Annotated in this window: 14 protein-coding genes; 7 read left to right on the plus strand and 7 right to left on the minus strand. The window is 67.9% G+C overall.

Going from position 1 to position 14,931, the window contains the following annotated elements:
* Positions 1-5: 5 nt before the first annotated feature.
* Together ABL838_RS16765 and ABL838_RS16770 are read right to left on the minus strand one after the other, a co-directional pair.
* Positions 6-2,195 carry a RelA/SpoT family protein gene (locus tag ABL838_RS16765; protein ID WP_221297509.1) on the minus strand — a complete coding sequence of 730 codons (2,190 nt, stop codon included), beginning with the start codon at positions 2,193-2,195 and terminating at the stop codon, positions 6-8.
* A gap of 74 nt (positions 2,196-2,269) precedes the next feature.
* Entirely contained in the window at positions 2,270-3,265 is a 996-nt protein-coding gene (locus ABL838_RS16770; RefSeq protein WP_418116591.1) for an alpha/beta fold hydrolase, read from the minus strand.
* Between the two features lie 26 nt (positions 3,266-3,291).
* Between ABL838_RS16770 and ABL838_RS16775 the strand changes: the two genes are divergently transcribed.
* The gene (locus ABL838_RS16775) at positions 3,292-4,062 is read left to right on the plus strand and encodes a 3-hydroxybutyrate dehydrogenase (protein WP_184637550.1); all 771 of its coding nucleotides are present in this window, start codon (positions 3,292-3,294) and stop codon (positions 4,060-4,062) included.
* Between the two features lie 62 nt (positions 4,063-4,124).
* Here ABL838_RS16775 and ABL838_RS16780 read toward each other — a convergent pair whose 3' ends face one another.
* Positions 4,125-4,835, minus strand: a complete 711-nt coding sequence (locus tag ABL838_RS16780) for an SIMPL domain-containing protein (RefSeq protein WP_418116593.1) — start codon at positions 4,833-4,835, stop codon at positions 4,125-4,127.
* A 77-nt stretch (positions 4,836-4,912) separates the two neighbouring features.
* Positions 4,913-5,308 carry a hypothetical protein gene (locus ABL838_RS16785; RefSeq protein WP_418116594.1) on the minus strand — a complete coding sequence of 132 codons (396 nt, stop codon included), beginning with the start codon at positions 5,306-5,308 and terminating at the stop codon, positions 4,913-4,915.
* A gap of 137 nt (positions 5,309-5,445) precedes the next feature.
* Between ABL838_RS16785 and ompR the strand changes: the two genes are divergently transcribed.
* Together ompR and ABL838_RS16795 are read left to right on the plus strand one after the other, a co-directional pair.
* Positions 5,446-6,177 (plus strand): two-component system response regulator OmpR, encoded by a 732-nt coding sequence (ompR, locus tag ABL838_RS16790; protein WP_007837017.1) that lies wholly within the window; start codon positions 5,446-5,448, stop codon positions 6,175-6,177.
* 74 nt (positions 6,178-6,251) lie between these two features.
* Positions 6,252-7,676 (plus strand): sensor histidine kinase, encoded by a 1,425-nt coding sequence (locus tag ABL838_RS16795; RefSeq protein WP_126023995.1) that lies wholly within the window; start codon positions 6,252-6,254, stop codon positions 7,674-7,676.
* Between the two features lie 21 nt (positions 7,677-7,697).
* On the opposite strand, the gene ispF is transcribed toward ABL838_RS16795, so the two are convergent.
* Both ispF and ispD read right to left on the minus strand, forming a co-directional pair.
* Positions 7,698-8,189, minus strand: coding sequence for a 2-C-methyl-D-erythritol 2,4-cyclodiphosphate synthase (gene ispF, locus ABL838_RS16800; protein ID WP_418121213.1), 492 nt, complete (start codon positions 8,187-8,189; stop codon positions 7,698-7,700).
* A complete protein-coding gene (gene ispD, locus ABL838_RS16805; RefSeq protein WP_369662102.1) occupies positions 8,186-8,908 on the minus strand; it encodes a 2-C-methyl-D-erythritol 4-phosphate cytidylyltransferase in 723 nt (240 codons plus the stop codon). The genes ispF and ispD overlap by 4 nt, the downstream gene beginning before the upstream one ends.
* A gap of 119 nt (positions 8,909-9,027) precedes the next feature.
* Here ispD and mfd point away from each other — a divergent pair, with 119 nt between their 5' ends.
* Genes mfd through ABL838_RS16820 form a run of 3 tightly spaced genes read left to right on the plus strand, consistent with a single transcriptional unit; the run spans position 9,028 to position 14,296 of the window.
* On the plus strand, positions 9,028-12,510 hold the full coding sequence (gene mfd / locus ABL838_RS16810) for a transcription-repair coupling factor (RefSeq protein ID WP_418121214.1): 3,483 nt from the start codon (positions 9,028-9,030) through the stop codon (positions 12,508-12,510).
* Positions 12,507-13,217, plus strand: a complete 711-nt coding sequence (gene serB / locus ABL838_RS16815) for a phosphoserine phosphatase SerB (RefSeq protein ID WP_369662100.1) — start codon at positions 12,507-12,509, stop codon at positions 13,215-13,217. The genes mfd and serB overlap by 4 nt, the downstream gene beginning before the upstream one ends.
* Positions 13,214-14,296, plus strand: a complete 1,083-nt coding sequence (locus tag ABL838_RS16820) for an Ldh family oxidoreductase (RefSeq protein WP_418121215.1) — start codon at positions 13,214-13,216, stop codon at positions 14,294-14,296. The genes serB and ABL838_RS16820 overlap by 4 nt, the downstream gene beginning before the upstream one ends.
* Positions 14,297-14,303: 7 nt before the next feature.
* Here ABL838_RS16820 and ABL838_RS16825 read toward each other — a convergent pair whose 3' ends face one another.
* Complete coding sequence (locus ABL838_RS16825) at positions 14,304-14,627, minus strand: DUF6172 family protein (RefSeq protein ID WP_126023987.1); 324 nt, start codon at positions 14,625-14,627, stop codon at positions 14,304-14,306.
* A gap of 62 nt (positions 14,628-14,689) precedes the next feature.
* On the opposite strand from ABL838_RS16825, the gene ABL838_RS16830 reads away from it, so the two are divergent.
* Positions 14,690-14,917, plus strand: a complete 228-nt coding sequence (locus tag ABL838_RS16830; RefSeq protein ID WP_126023986.1) for a hypothetical protein — start codon at positions 14,690-14,692, stop codon at positions 14,915-14,917.
* The last annotated feature ends 14 nt before the right edge of the window (positions 14,918-14,931 follow it).

The raw sequence follows: 14,931 nt of genomic DNA on the forward strand, positions 1-14,931 counted from the left end.
GTTTTTCAGCGGCGACGTGCAGATCGCACACCAATAACTGCAGTGACCAGTCCAAGGACCTGCGTGAGCCTCGCCGCATCGGCGATTTCCACGGTGAACGTCATCCACGCCGTGCCCTTGATCGACTGCGTCTGCACGCCGATCACGTTCATCTTCTCGCGCGCGAACACATCGGAGATGTCGCGCAGCAGTCCCTGGCGGTCGGCCGCTTCGACGGCCACGTCCACCGCATATACAGGTGCATCGGTGCCCTTCTTCGCTACGCCCCACTCCACGTCGATGACGCGCTCGCCATCCTTCGCGGCCATCGTGCGGAAGTTGCTGCAATCGCTGCGATGCACGCTCACGCCATGGCCTCGCGTGACGAAGCCGCGAATCGCATCGGGCGGCGCAGGCTTGCAGCACTTGGCGAGCTGCGTCATCAGCGAAGACACGCCCACCACCAGCACGCCGCCCTTGCCCGACTTCTCGCTGCCGCGCGCCTTCTTGATGAGCACGCCATCGTCCGGCCCCTGCGCAGGCTCCGGCGGACGCAGCAGCGTCTCGATGTTGCGCAGCGAGAACTCGTCCTTGCCCACCACTTCGAAGAGATGGTCCGCCGACTTGAAGCCAAGCTGGGAGGCCAGGTCTTCGAGGCGAATGGCCGTCTTGCCTTCGCGCTGCAGCAGCTTCTCGACCGCCTCTCGTCCGCGCGCCACGGTCTCGTGGGTGATCTGTGCGTTGAACCATGCACGCACCTTCGCGCGCGCACGGTGGCTGGCCAGATAGCCCAGCTCCGCATTGAGCCAGTCGCGCGAAGGCCCGCCTTCCTTGGCCGCGATGATCTCCACCGTCTGCCCGTTCGACAGCGGCGTGTTCAGCGGCACCATCGCGCCATCGACACGCGCCCCGCGGCAGCGATGGCCGAGCGTGGTGTGCACCGTGTAGGCAAAATCGACCGGCGTCGCGCCCTGCGGGAGCTCGACGATCGCGGCGTCCGGCGTCAGCACATAGATGCGGTCGTCGAAAAGGCCCTGCCCCTGCAGGCCACCCGAGAGATCGCGCTCCCAGGCCAGCAGCTGCCGCAGCACAGCGATCTTCGCGTCGTACTCGCCGCTGGCCCACACGCCCGCGTAGCCCTTGTGGCCCGCTTCCTTGTACGCCCAGTGCGCAGCCACGCCATGCTCGGCGTGGTCGTGCATTTCTTCAGTACGGATCTGGATCTCGATCGGCTTGCCCGCCTTGCCGTCCACCAGTTCGCGCACCACCGTGTGCAGCGACTGGTATCCGTTGGGCTTGGGCCGCGCGATGTAGTCGTCGAATTCCTCGTCGATGGGCTGGAAGTGCGAGTGCACCCAGGCCAGCGCCGCATAGCAGTCCTTCACATCGGGCACCACCACGCGCAGCGCGAGGATGTCGAAGACCTGCGCGAAGTCGAGCGACTTGCCGCGCATCTTCTTCACGATGCTGTAGATGTTCTTGGGTCGCCCCTGCACCACAGCCTTGACGCCCTCGGCCTGCAACTCGCGCTCCAGCTTCGAGCGCAATTGCTCCACATGCCCTTCGCGCTCGATGCGCTTCTCGTCGAGCAGGCGCGCGATCAGCTTGTAGGTCTCGGGCTCGAGGAAACGGAACGAGAGATCCTCGATCTCCCACTTCACCTGCCAGATGCCCAGCCGGTTGGCCAGCGGCGCGAACACCTGCAGCGACTCGCGCGCCACGCCCTCGGGCGCCGGCTGCTTGCTGGCGGCGGCATGCCGCAGGGTCTGCAGCCGGGAGGCCAGCCGCAGCATCACCACGCGCAGGTCGCGCGAGAACGCCAGCAGCATCTTGCGCACGTTCTCCGTCTGGGCGCCGGCGTTTTCCGCGTGATGTCCCTGCGAAGCGGAGCGGGCCTGCTCCTGCACGCGCACCAGCTTGGTCGTCTCGACCGCCAGCGCCGCGAAGTTGTCGCCGAACACCTTGGCGATCACCTCCTGCGGCCGGTTCAGGTGCTGGCACGAATAGACCAGGTAGCTCGCCGCCTGCATCGCCTCGGAGCCACCCATCTTCGCGACGATGGCGGCAACGGCGTCGGCATGCGCGAGCGTGTTCTCACCGGTGTCGAGCTTCTCGTCGGCAATCAGGGGTTCGGCGAAGGCACGGGCGCGCGCCAGCATGTTCTCCATCACCGGGGTGCGCTCGGCCGTTGCCGCGGACAGCGGGTAGTCGACCATGACCGCGTCGGACGCGGTCGCCGTCTGGAGACTCGAAGAATCGCGCTTCACGCTTCGCTCACTCAATCGCTCGATCAGTCGAAAAGGAAGTTGGTGACGGCTGCGATCTGCGCGGGGTCGACGAAAGTCGGCGCATGGCCCACGCCCTCGAATTCGACCAGCGTCGCATGCGGACCGCGCTGCGTCATGGCGAGCGCGGTTTCGCGCGACAGCAGATCCGACTCGGCACCGCGCGTGAGCAGCGTGCGCGCCTCGATGGCGTCGTACAGGCCCCACATGATCGCGCCCCCCTGCGCCGCGGCCTCAGGAGTGATGGCACGGAGCGCAACGCCGATGGCCGGGTCGTAGTGAAGAAGCCAGGCCTCCTTGTCGCCGACCACTGTCGATTCGAGCTTCGCCGAGCCGTCGGCCGTGCGCTGCGAGGCAGGCACCACCATGTGCCGCGACAGCGCCAGCCACTGCTGCGGCGTATGCGGTCCGAAGGTGGTCGACAAAGCCCACATCGCATCGGCCGCCGCCTGCACGCTTTCATAGCTGCCATTCTTTCCGACGTAGGCACCGATGCGCTGCAGCGCGACCGGTTCGATGGTCGGACCGACGTCGTTCGCGACGAAGCGTCGAATGGGTCGCGCCAACGGCAGCTCCTTGTGGCCCGCCAGCACGAAGCCGATCAGGCCGCCCATGCTGGTGCCGAGGTAATCGAGCGTGCCGATCGCCTGCTCGCGCTGCAGCTGCGCGATCAACGCGACCATGTCGGCCGCGTACACCGGCACCTGATAAAGAGAAGGGTCGCGCAGCCAGTCGCTGCGCCCGCGGCCCACCACGTCAGGGCAGACCACGCGAACTTCGCCGCCCGCACGCTCCACGATGGCCTGGGCCAGCAAGTCGAAATCGCGCCCCTGTCGGGTCAAGCCGTGCACGCAGATCACGACATGCGCGCTGTGCGCGTCGCCCCATTGCCAATAGGCCATGCGGTGGCCGCCCTGGGCGTCATCGCACGCCACGTAATGAAGCGTCGGTTCGGTCATGGAAACGATGGTGTCCTGGTGCGGATAATTGTCTCGTCGCATCCTAATTCATCCGGAGATTGATCTTCATGCTCAAAGGCAAAACCGCGCTTGTCACGGGGTCCACCAGTGGCATTGGCCTCGCCATCGCCAAGTCTCTCGCCCAGCAGGGCGCCAACATCGTGCTCAACGGCTTCGGCGATTCCGCCGCTCCGAAGGCCGAGGTCGAAGCCCTCGGCGTGCGCGCCGAATACCACGGCGCCGACATGAGCAAGCCCGAGCAGATCGAGGACATGATGAAGTTCGCCGCGTCCAGGTTCGGCCGCGTCGACATCCTGGTCAACAACGCCGGCATCCAGCATGTCGCGAAGGTGGAAGACTTTCCCACCGAACGCTGGGACGCCATCATCGCGATCAACCTCACCAGCGCCTTCCACACCACGCGGCTGGCGATCCCGGCGATGCGCGAAGCCAACTGGGGCCGCGTCATCAACATCGCCTCGGCGCACGGGCTGGTGGCGTCGGCGCAGAAGTCGGCCTACGTGGCGGCCAAGCATGGCGTCGTCGGCCTGACCAAGGCGGTCGCGCTGGAAACCGCGACCACGGGCGTTACCGTCAATGCGATCTGCCCCGGCTGGGTGCTGACGGCGCTGGTACAGAAGCAGATCGACGACCGCGCAGCGCGCGAAGGCATCACGGTCGCGCAAGCTCAAAACGATCTGCTGGGCGAAAAGCAGCCTTCGCTGCAGTTCACCACCGTGGAGCAACTGGGCGGCCTGGCGGTCTTCCTCTGCTCGCCGGCCGCCGACCAGGTCCGTGGCCAGGCATGGGCCATGGACGGCGGCTGGACTGCCCAATAAGACTGCCCAGTAGTGGGTAGCCCCGCGGTACGCGCCTCTTTCTTATATGAGCACGGACCGCTCTACTTGAGCTGCACGGAGCCCGAGACGGTGACCATCACGGCGGTCTTGCCGGCTTCGACCGGCACCGCCGAATCCGCCGACGAGTACGACTTGGCCTGCACCGCCATCATGCGCGGGCGGATCGGGCCGTTGTCGCTCGCATTCACCGACACCTCGCGCAGCGTGTAGCCGCCGAAGCCGAAGCCCTTGGCCAGCTCATTGGCCTTCTGCTTGAAGTTGTCGATGGCGATGTTCTGCGCCTCGGTCTCGGTCTTGGCCCGCTGCTCGCGGCTCAGGCCGAAGCCCACGTTGCCCACGCTGAGCGTGCTGATGCGCCCTGCCGTCTGGGTGATGCGCGGGAAGTCGCGGCCTTCGAGCACCAGTTCGGTCGAGCCCTGCCAGCCGTTGATCTTGCCGTCCTTGGTGTAGCGCGGCGACAGGCTGAAGTTGCCGGTACGCACGTCGAGCTGGCCTGCCTGCGCGTTCTTCTTCGCTTCGGCCAGCGCGGCGTCGAGCGCGGCCTTCAGCTGCGTCTGCACGGTGGCGGCGTCGGTCGCGTCGCGGGTGGTCACGAGGGTCATGCTCAGCATGTCCTGCTGGACTTCGACCGTGCCCGATGCCGTCAGCTGCAGCACGTTCTGGGGAGCCGGCGTGGCGGCGTTCTGGGCCAGCGCATTGCCGGCGGCGGCCAGGGCAGCGCAGGCCGCGAGCAGTTTGATCTTTTTCTTCATGGCGAAGTACTCCCGTTGTTGGTATGAAAAGACAGGCAGCCGAGCCTGCACCGGCAGGCCGGACGCACCCGCGCAGATCAGCGGCGCTGGCTGCGCGGCGCGAGCGGCAATGCACTTGCCGCGGCCGGCGGCACCGGCACGATGCGCTCGGCCGGCTGCGATTCTGCCGAATTGAGCAAAGCACCCGTCGAAGGCGGGGTCCATTGGCCGCGGACCTGCTGGCGCAGCTCGAACAGCTCAGCAGGAGTCAGGCGCCGACCGGCAATGGCTTCTCCGCGCTTCATTTCCTCACGCTGCGCGGCCCGGTGGGCGGCGACCGCATCGCGGACTTCGCTGCGGCGCGTTTCACCCACCCTGAAGAAGTCGCCAGACACCGCCAGCGAGGGGCCGCAGGCGAAAACGAGGATGAGCGGCAGTGCGGAAAAAGGACGTCTCATTGAGGCGAAAGTCATCGGTAGACGCGACTTTGCCATTGCCGGACTAACGTCGGATGACCAGACCGCGAGCGTCCGCAAGTTTTGTAACTTAGTGTCAAACCATAAGCAAATCCGGCTCAACCGGACCGCAACGCCTTCAGAATCGGCCCTGTTACAAATTCGACGTTGTAGAAATGACTCAAGTTCCCGCTCGCACTGACAAGATCGTGATCGTCGACGACGACGCCCGCATCCGCGACCTCCTGCGCCGCTACCTGACGCAGGAAGGCTTCGAAGTGATCGTGGCCGAGGACGGCAAGGCGCTCAACCGCATCCTGTTGCGCGACACGGTCGACCTGATCGTGCTCGACCTGATGATGCCCGGCGAAGACGGCCTGTCCGTCTGCCGCCGCCTGCGTGCCGCCAACGACCGCACGCCGATCATCATGCTCACCGCCAAGGGTGAGGACGTGGACCGCATCGTCGGCCTCGAAGTCGGCGCCGACGACTACCTCGGCAAGCCCTTCAACCCGCGCGAACTGCTGGCCCGCGTGCACGCCGTTCTGCGCCGCCGTCCGCCGCTGGAAGCGCCGGGCGCCCCCTCCACCGAGAACGAAACCGTCACCTTCGGCCCCTTCGCCTTCGACCTCGGCTCGCGCACCCTCAAGAAAGACGGCGAAGAACTCTCGCTGACCACCGGCGAGTTCGCCATGCTGAAGGCGCTGGTGCGCCATCCGCGCCAGCCGCTGTCTCGCGAAAAGCTGGCCCAGCTGGCCCGCGGCCGCGAGTTCGAGCCCTTCGACCGCAGCCTGGACGTGCAGATCTCGCGCCTGCGCAAGCTCGTCGAGTCCGACGCCGCTGCGCCCCGCTACATCCAGACCGTCTGGGGCGTGGGCTACGTGTTCGTGCCGGACGGCACGGCCTGACGCCACGTTGAAAGGTGGCCGTCGGCCAACCCCCCGGACCAGGCGCAGCCCAGGAGGACGGCGCGCAGGTCACGATGCCGAGCCCGCTCGAAGCGAGCGCGCAGCGTGACCGCCGCCCCGGCCTCAAGCTGGGCTTCAGCCTTTTCTGGCGCACCTTCTTCCTGCTCGCACTGCTGCTGATCGGCTGTACGGTCGCCTGGCTGCAGACTTTCCGCTCGCTCGAATACGAGCCGCGCGCCATTCAAACGGCGCACCAGATCGCCTCTCTCGTGAACCTCACGCGGGCGGCGCTGGTGTACTCCGACGCCATCACCCGGGTGTCGCTGATCAAGACGCTGGCCGACCAGGAGGGCGTGCGCATCCTGCCGCGCGAGCCCAACGACCGCTTCCAGCCCTACACCAGCGGCGCGCTCGACCTGCGCGTGACCGAGGAACTCATCGACCAGCTCGGCGAAGGCACCACGGTGGCGAGCCGCGTGAACGACGAGGCCGGCCTGTGGATCGGCTTCACCATCGAGAGCGACACCTACTGGCTGCTGCTCGATCCCACCCGATTCAGCCGCGTGGGCGGCCGTACCTGGCTGGTGTGGCTGAGCACCGCCATGGCGCTGTCGCTGGCGGGCGCCGCGCTGATCACGCGGCTCATCAACCTGCCGCTCAAGCAGCTGTCGCGCGCGACCATGCAGGTGCGCGAGGGCGAGTACGAGGCGCACCGGCTCGACGAGCGCGCCCGCACCAACGAGATCCGCGCGGTCAACATCGGCTTCAACCGCATGGCCGACCAGCTCGCCAAGATCGAGCAGGACCGCGCCATCATGCTGGCCGGCATCTCGCACGACCTGCGCACGCCGCTGGCCCGGCTGCGGCTGGAAACCGAGATGAGCGTGGCCGACGAGGACGCGCGCGACCACATGGCGGCCGACATCGCCCAGCTCGACGCGATCATCGACAAGTTCCTCGACTACGCCCGCCCCGACCACGTCGACCCCAAGCCGGTGCTGCTGCGCGACGTGGTCGATGCCTGCACCTACGCCGTGCAGGACTACGAGGAGATGAACATCAAGGTCGAGGTGCCCCCCGACCTGCGCGTGATGGGCGACGAGGTCGAGCTCACCCGCGTCATTTCCAACCTGGTCGAGAACGCGCGCCGCTACGGCAAGACGCCTGCCACCGGCGTGGCCGACGTGACGATCCAGGCGCAGGCCAACAACGACGCGGTGCTCATCAAGGTGCGTGACCACGGCGCGGGCGTCGAGCCGGCCCTGCTCGCGCAGCTGACCAAGCCCTTCTTCCGCGGCGACGCGGCGCGCACATCCGCAGCCGGCGCGGGGCTGGGCCTGTCGATCGTGGCGAAGAACATCGAGCGCATGGGCGGCACCTTCGCGCTGACCAGCACACCGGGCCGCGGCCTGGCGGCGCACATCCGGATGCCGCGCGCGATGCCGGCGGGAATGGTCAGGCCGGGCGAGCCTCAGGGCAGCGGCAAGAAGCCAGCCTGAACAAAGCCGGCCGCGCCGGCGTCAGCGATGCAGCAGAACGGCCGCGCGAGCTTCCATCGCGCGGCCTTCGCCCACCGGGCCCAGCTTCTCGGCCGTCTTTGCCTTCACATTCACCTGCTCCAGCGCCACGCCCAGCATGTCGGCGATGCGCTGGCACATGAGCGGAATGTGCGGCGCGAGCTTGGGCGCCTGCGCAATCACCGTGCTGTCGACGTTGCCGATCTCCCAGCCCGCGGCACGCACCCGGCGCGCCGCCTCGGCCAGCAGCACCGCCGAATCGGCACCGCGGAACTGGGGATCGGTGTCCGGAAAGTGCCGGCCGATGTCGCCCAGCCCCGCGCCGCCCAGCAGCGCATCGGTGATGGCGTGCAGCAGCACATCGGCATCTGAATGGCCCAGCAGGCCGGTGGTGTGCGGCACCTCGACGCCGCCGAGAATCAGTTTGCGCCCCGCCACCAGTTGGTGGACGTCCCAGCCCTCGCCGATGCGGATGTTGAAAGGCGCGGCGGTCATGCCAGCTCCTTCCTGCGGCCGAGCAGCACGGCCTCGGCCAGGGCGAAGTCTTCCGGGAAGGTGACCTTGAAGTTCTGGGCGCTTCCGGGCACCAGCAGCGGCGAAAGGCCGACGGCCTCGATCGCGCTGGCCTCGTCCGTAACGGCATCGCCAGCGCGCTCCAGCGCGTCGAGCAGCATGCCGATGCGGAACATCTGCGGGGTCTGCGCCAGCCACTTGTCGGCGCGCGGCAGGGTCTGGGCCACCCGGCTCTCGGCGGTGGACGACTTCAGCGTGTCCGCCAGCCGCTGAGCCAGCAGGCCGCCGACGGCGTCGTGCTCGCAGGCGGCGATCAGCGCCTCGATCTGGCTGGAAGTGACGAGGCAGCGCGCCGCGTCGTGGACCAGCACCCAGTCGTGCGCGCCGGCGCCCTTCTGCCGCAGCGCCACGAGGCCGTTGCGCACCGTGGCCGCGCGGGTCACGCCGCCCACGCGCAGCAGGTATTCGTTCTCCGAGGGAAAGCGCGGCAGCACCGCATCCACGTCCCGGTCGTCCGGCGACACCACCAGCGCCAGCCCGGCGAAGCGCCCCGACATCGCGCGGAAGGCCTCCAGCGTGTGGGCCACCATCGGCAGCCCGGCCAGGCGCCGGTACTGCTTGGGCTGCGTGGACTGCGCATGTCCCGCGCGATGGCCGGAGCCGGCGCATGGGATCAGCACGAAGAGTCGGGAAGAGGACATGAGGGCCCAGCGTCGGCCGTGGCCGACAAGCGGATAAAGGGCCGCCATTCTAGAATTGACCGCTACGCACACCCCTCGCCAGCCGGCGCGGGGTGTTGTGCATTTCCATCAAGCGTTCCATGGACCTCCCCCACCTCACGGCGGGCAAGCGATTCACGCTGCCGCGTCCTCCCTTGTCGGCAGATGCCTTGCTGCTGGCGCAACTGGCCATGCGCGAGAAGGCCGCCGAGCGCGCCACCGCGATGTTCACGGCCGATGCCAACGACGCCCAGCGCCTGATCGACGAGATCGCCTTCTTCGCCCCCGAGCTGCGCTGCGCCCTCTTCCCCGACTGGGAGACGCTGCCCTACGACAGCTTCTCGCCCCACCAGGACCTGATCAGCGAACGCCTGGCCACCCTCTGGCGCATCAGCCAGAAGGAGGCCGACGTGGTGCTGGTGCCCGCCACCACCGCGCTCTACCGGCTGGCACCGCCGTCCTTCCTGGCCGGCTACACCTTCCACTTCAAGGCCAAGCAGAAGCTGGAGGAGTCGAAGCTCAAGGCCCAGCTCACTCTTGCCGGCTACACCCATGTGACGCAGGTGGTGAGCCCCGGCGAATACGCGGTGCGCGGCGGCCTGATCGACCTGTTCCCCATGGGCTCGCCGGTGCCCTTCCGCGTCGACCTGTTCGACGACGAGATCGACACCATCCGCACCTTCGACCCCGACACCCAGCGCAGCCTCTACCCGGTGCCCGAGGTGCGGCTGCTGCCTGGCCGCGAGTTCCCGATGGACGACGACGCGCGCGGGCGCTTCCGCAGCCGCTGGCGCGAACTGCTCGAAGGCGACCCGACCAAGAGCCGCATCTACAAGGACATGGGCAACGGCGTGGCCACCGCCGGCATCGAGTACTACCTGCCGCTGTTCTTCGACGAGACGGCCACGGTGTTCGACTACCTGGGGCCGGACGCCACCGTGGTGCTGCACGGCGACCTGGAACCCGCCTTCCAGCACTTCTGGCAGGACACCAACGAGCGCTACCGCCTCGTGCGCGGCGACCCCGAGCGCCCCGCCCTGCCGCCCGAGGCGCTGTTCCTGAACGCCGAGCAGTTCTACCAGCGTGCCAAGCCGCACGCGCAGCTGGCCATCCGCGGCGACGTGGACACCGACGCGCCCTACGCCGAGTTCGACCGGTTGCCGCCCTTCGCCGTGGTGCGCGGCGCCGAAGACCCGCTGGTCGGCCTGAAGGCGCACATCGCGAAGACACCGCACCGCGTACTGCTGATCGCCGAGAGCGAGGGCCGCCGCGAGAGCCTGCTCGACTTCCTGCGCGCCAGCGGCGTGAACCCGCCGGCCTTCGACTCGCTGGCCGAGTTCGAGTCTTCCGGCGACGAGAAGATCGGCATCGCCACCGCCGCGCTGGCCTCGGGTTTCGCGTGGCGCGAGCAGGCCATCGACTTCGTCACCGAGACCGAGCTCTTCGCCACAGCGCCCACCACGCGCCGGCGCAACAAGAAGCAGGAGCAGGTCAGCGACGTCGAGGCGCTCATCAAGGACCTGTCGGAGCTCAACGTGGGCGATCCGGTGGTCCACAGTGCGCACGGCATCGGCCGCTACCGCGGCCTGATCCACATGGACCTGGGCCAGGGCAACGGCCCCGACGGCAAGCCGCTGATGCAGGAGATGCTGCACCTGGAGTACGCCGACAAGGCCACGCTCTACGTGCCCGTGAGCCAGCTGCACCAGATCAGCCGCTACACCGGCGTCAGCGCTGACGAGGCCCCGCTGCACAAGCTGGGCTCCGGCCAGTGGGAAAAGGCCAAGCGCAAGGCCGCCGAGCAGGTGCGCGACTCGGCCGCCGAGCTGCTGAACATCTACGCTCGCCGCGCGGCACGCGAGGGCCATGCCTTCCGCTACTCGCCGGCCGACTACGAAGTGTTCGCCAACGACTTCGGCTTCCAGGAAACCGCCGACCAGAAGGCGGCCATCCACGCCGTGGTGCAGGACATGATCTCGCCCCAGCCCATGGACCGCCTCGTGTGCGGAGACGTGGGCTTCGGCAAGACCGAGGTGGCGCTGCGCGCCGCCTTCATCGCCGTTACCGGCGGCAAGCAGGTGGCATTCCTTGCGCCCACCACGCTGCTGGCGGAGCAGCACTACCAGACGCTGGTCGACCGCTTCGCCAAGTGGCCGGTGAAGGTGGCCGAGATGAGCCGCTTCCGCTCGGCCAAGGAAATCACCGCCGCCGCCAAGGGGCTGGCCGACGGGCAGGTCGACATCGTCGTCGGCACGCACAAGCTGCTTTCGCAGTCGGTCAAGTTCAAGAACCTGGGCCTGCTCATCATCGACGAGGAGCACCGCTTCGGCGTACGCCACAAGGAGGCGATGAAGGCCATGCGCGCCGAAGTCGACGTGCTCACGCTCACCGCCACGCCAATCCCGCGCACGCTGGGCATGGCGCTGGAAGGCCTGCGCGACCTGAGCGTGATCGCCACCGCGCCGCAGCGGCGCCTGGCCATCAAGACCTTCGTGCGCAACGAGGGCACCGGCGTGATCCGCGAGGCCGTGCTGCGCGAGTTGAAGCGCGGCGGGCAGGTCTACTTCCTGCACAACGAGGTCGAGACCATCGAGAACCGCCGCCAGAAGCTGGAAGAGATACTGCCCGAGGCTCGCATCGCCGTGGCCCACGGCCAGATGCCCGAGCGCGAACTGGAGCGCGTGATGCGCGACTTCGTGGCGCAGCGCTACAACCTGCTGCTGTGCTCGACCATCATCGAGACCGGCATCGACGTGCCGACGGCAAACACCATCGTGATCAGCCGCGCCGACAAGTTCGGCCTGGCGCAGCTGCACCAGCTGCGCGGGCGCGTCGGCCGCTCGCACCACCAGGCGTATGCCTACCTCATGGTGCCCGACACCGAGGGCCTGACCAAGCAGGCGGCGCAGCGGCTGGACGCCATCCAGCAGATGGAAGAGCTGGGCTCCGGTTTCTACCTGGCCATGCACGACCTGGAGATTCGCGGCACCGGCGAGGTGCTGGGCGAGAACCAGAGCGGCAACATGATGGAGATCGGCTTCCAGCTCTACAACGAGATGCTGAGCGAGGCGGTGCGCGCGCTGAAGGCCGGGCAAGAGCCCGACCTGCTGTCGCCGCTGTCGGTCACGACCGAGATCAACCTGCACGCCCCCGCCCTGCTTCCCGACGACTACTGCGGCGACGTGCACCTGCGGCTGTCGTTCTACAAGAAACTGGCCACGGCGAAGACGCCCGACCAGATCGACACGCTGCTGGAGGAGATCGTCGACCGCTTCGGCAAGCTGCCGCCACAGGCGCAGACGCTGATCGACACCCATCGCCTGCGCGTGCTCGCGCGGCCCTATGGCGTGGTGAAGGTCGATGCGGCGCCGGGCATCATCAACATCACCTTCAAGAAGGATCCGCCGGTGGATGGCATGGCCATCATCCAGCTGATCCAGAAGAACAGGCACATCAAGCTCGCCGGCAACGAGAAGCTGCGCATCGAGCGCGAACTGAAAGAACCCAAGGACCGGGCCCAGATGGTGCGCGACGTGCTGCGCAGCCTGGGCCAGCCCACCGTCAAGGAAGCCGCCACCGCATGAGCGCTACTGAAATCTCCCCCGGCCTCGTCATCCAGCGCGTGAAGCCGCCGCTGAAGCTCGCCGACTTCAAGCTGATCGCCTTCGACATGGATTCGACGCTGATCAGCATCGAGTGCATCGACGAGATCGCCGATGCCGTCGGCAAGAAGGCGGAGGTGGCCGCGATCACCGAAGCCACCATGCGCGGCGAGATCAAGGACTTCAAGGAGAGCCTGCGCCGCCGCGTGGCGCTGCTCAAGGGCGTGCCGGCCGGGGCGCTGCAGCAGGTATACGACGAGCGCCTGAAGCTCAACCCCGGCGCGGCCGAGCTGGTTGCGGCCTGCAAGGCGGCCGGCCTCAAGGTGCTGCTGGTGTCGGGCGGCTTCACCTTCTTCGCGAACCGGGTGAAGGACCGCCTGGGCATCGACTTCGCGCGTTCCAACCTGCTCGACGAGGCCGACGGCAAGCTCACCGGCGAGGTGGTCACGCAGAGCTGGGGCGACATCTGCGACGGCGCCGAGAAGCGCCGCACACTGCTGGAGGTGGCCTCGCTCATGGGCATCTCGCCGCAGGAGACCATCGCCGTGGGCGACGGCGCCAACGACCTGCCGATGATGGGCGAGGCCGGGCTCTCGGTGGCCTATCACGCCAAGCCCAAGGTGCGCGAACAGGCCATGGTGGCCATCAACGAAGGCGGCCTCGACCGCGTGCTGGAAATCCTGAAATGACCGACGCCACCGCGCCTGCTCCATCGGCTCCCCTGTATCGCGCCGATGCGCTCGTCGAGTATGCGGATGCCCTGCTGCAGAAGGCCGGCCTTGCCGCGCCCAAGGCCGCCGTGGTCGCGCGCACGCTGGTCGAAGGCGACCTGCTGGGCCACGACACCCACGGCCTCGCGCTGCTGGCGGGGTACGTCAAGGAGCTGGAATCGGGCGGCATGACGCGCGACGGCGCGCCCGAGGTGCTGTCCGACCGCCCCGCCGCCGTGCTGTGGGACGGCAGGCGCCTGCCCGGCCCGTGGCTCATGGACCAGGGCATGAACCTGCTGGTGCCGCGTGCGCGCGAGCTGGGCACGGCCTCGCTGGTCATCCGCCGCAGCCACCACATCGCCTGCCTGGCCGTCTACATGCTGCGCGCGCTGCAGGAAGACATGCTGATGCTGCTGGCCTGCTCCGACCCCAACGCCGCCAGCGTCGCGCCCTTCGGCGGCACGCAGGCGGTGTTCACGCCGAATCCGCTGGCGATGGGCTTTCCGCTGTCGCAGGGCGGCGTGATGGTCGACATCTCGGCCTCCATCACCACCAACGGCATGAGCAATCGCAAGCGCGCGGCCGGCGAGACCTTCGCCGAAGAGTGGCTGATCGACGCCGCCGGCAAGCCTTCGAACGACCCGCAGGTGCTGTTCGACCAGCCGCCCGGCACGCTGCTGCCGGTGGGCGGGCTGAGCCACGGGCACAAGGGCTACGGCATGGCGCTGCTGGTGGAGACGCTCACGGCCGGCCTCGCGGGCCATGGCCGCGCCGATCCGCCCGAGGGCTGGGGCGCAACGGTGCACGTCACGCTGCACGACCTGAACGCCTTCGGCGGCAAGGAAGCCTTCCTGCGCCAGATGGACCACGTGGCCGAACGCTGCCGCGCCAATGCGCCCATCGACCCGGCGAAGCCTGTGCGACTGCCGGGCGAAGGCGGATTGAAGCGTCGGGAATCGCAGTCGAAGAACGGGGTGCGGCTGCATCCGTCGATCGCGCGCTCGCTGCAGGATACGGAGCAGCGCCACGGCCTGCGGCTTGCGCAGGCGCTGGCCTGAGCGGGGCTCAGCCTTCCTCGGGCGGTTCGGATTCCGGCGAGCCGGCCGGGCGCGCCTTGCGCTGCGCCGGCTTGGCCAGGATCTCGATGTAGAACTGCTTGCCGCCCTCCTTCGCCACGCCGTCGATCAGGCCGGTGATGGCGGAAAGGTGGATGACCTCGGCAGATTCCTTCGAGGCGCCGAAGCGGCAGTCGAAGTCCCAGTAGTCCATGCCCTCGGGCAGTTCGCGGCGCCGCTCGCGCTTGATGTACTTGCGGATCTCGTGCTTGATGGCTTCGAGTAGACGGTCGGGGTGCTTGCCCTCGACCTGAAGCTGGAAGGTTTTTCTCATGGGTGATCCTAACCCGCTGTGTACAGTCGCCTCATTCCACGGACAACAGGACAGGTGACGACATGGCGCGCGCGAACGACTGGGCAAGCAAGGTGATGGCACTGATCAACGGCGGCAACCCGACCGCGGCCATCGCGCAGATCAAGGTCGCGCCCTCGGTCAAGGACCTGAAGGCGCTGCAGACGATCATGACGCTGTCGAAGATGAAAGGCCGCTATCCGAACGTGGATGCGGCTATCACGGACAACCTGGACCTGCTCGCGGCGCCCCGGCTGCACCGGTCGCCCTGAGCCTTCACAAATCC

The organism is Variovorax sp. 160MFSha2.1, assembly GCF_048305075.1.
Taxonomy (GTDB): domain Bacteria; phylum Pseudomonadota; class Gammaproteobacteria; order Burkholderiales; family Burkholderiaceae_C; genus Variovorax; species Variovorax guangxiensis.

Excerpts from the sequence above, each read along its gene's own strand:
- serB (WP_369662100.1), top strand. The coding sequence starts at position 12,507 with ATGAGCGCTACTGAAATCTCCCCCGGCCTCGTCATCCAGCGCGTGAAG.
- ABL838_RS16765 (WP_221297509.1), bottom strand. The coding sequence starts at position 2,195 with ATGGTCGACTACCCGCTGTCCGCGGCAACGGCCGAGCGCACCCCGGTG.
- ispF (WP_418121213.1), bottom strand. The coding sequence starts at position 8,189 with ATGACCGCCGCGCCTTTCAACATCCGCATCGGCGAGGGCTGGGACGTC.
- mfd (WP_418121214.1), top strand. The coding sequence starts at position 9,028 with ATGGACCTCCCCCACCTCACGGCGGGCAAGCGATTCACGCTGCCGCGT.
- ABL838_RS16775 (WP_184637550.1), top strand. The coding sequence starts at position 3,292 with ATGCTCAAAGGCAAAACCGCGCTTGTCACGGGGTCCACCAGTGGCATT.
- ABL838_RS16820 (WP_418121215.1), top strand. The coding sequence starts at position 13,214 with ATGACCGACGCCACCGCGCCTGCTCCATCGGCTCCCCTGTATCGCGCC.
- ompR (WP_007837017.1), top strand. The coding sequence starts at position 5,446 with ATGACTCAAGTTCCCGCTCGCACTGACAAGATCGTGATCGTCGACGAC.
- ABL838_RS16770 (WP_418116591.1), bottom strand. The coding sequence starts at position 3,265 with ATGCGACGAGACAATTATCCGCACCAGGACACCATCGTTTCCATGACC.
- ABL838_RS16780 (WP_418116593.1), bottom strand. The coding sequence starts at position 4,835 with ATGAAGAAAAAGATCAAACTGCTCGCGGCCTGCGCTGCCCTGGCCGCC.
- ABL838_RS16785 (WP_418116594.1), bottom strand. The coding sequence starts at position 5,308 with ATGGCAAAGTCGCGTCTACCGATGACTTTCGCCTCAATGAGACGTCCT.
- ABL838_RS16795 (WP_126023995.1), top strand. The coding sequence starts at position 6,252 with ATGCCGAGCCCGCTCGAAGCGAGCGCGCAGCGTGACCGCCGCCCCGGC.
- ispD (WP_369662102.1), bottom strand. The coding sequence starts at position 8,908 with ATGTCCTCTTCCCGACTCTTCGTGCTGATCCCATGCGCCGGCTCCGGC.
- ABL838_RS16830 (WP_126023986.1), top strand. The coding sequence starts at position 14,690 with ATGGCGCGCGCGAACGACTGGGCAAGCAAGGTGATGGCACTGATCAAC.
- ABL838_RS16825 (WP_126023987.1), bottom strand. The coding sequence starts at position 14,627 with ATGAGAAAAACCTTCCAGCTTCAGGTCGAGGGCAAGCACCCCGACCGT.